Here is a 247-nt window from a genome sequence, read left to right as displayed (position 1 = left end):
GCACCTGAGCTATGGCGAACTCAATGCGCAGGCCAACCGCTTGGCGCATCATCTGATCGCCCTTGGGGTCAAGCCGGACCAGCCGGTGGCGATCTGCCTGCAGCGCAGTCCGGCCATGGTCGTCGCGGTTCTGGCGATCCTCAAGGCGGGCGGCGCCTATCTGCCGCTCGATCCGGCCTATCCCAGCCAGCGGCTGATCCAGGTTCTTGAGGATGCAGCACCACAGCTGATGCTTTGCGATGCGGCC

At 65.2% G+C, this 247-nt stretch carries 1 protein-coding gene; it reads left to right on the top strand.

Annotated elements, in window-relative coordinates; genetic code table 11:
• The coding region (locus PY650_RS37025) for an AMP-binding protein (RefSeq protein WP_285885082.1) at positions 1-247 on the top strand (247 nt) is incomplete at both ends.

Source organism: Martinezella calliandrae (assembly GCF_030272695.1).
GTDB classification, from domain to species: domain Bacteria; phylum Pseudomonadota; class Alphaproteobacteria; order Rhizobiales; family Rhizobiaceae; genus Rhizobium; species Rhizobium calliandrae.
The sequence above is the reverse complement of the archived record's forward strand: the minus strand, read 5'-3'. Positions and strand labels throughout refer to the sequence as shown.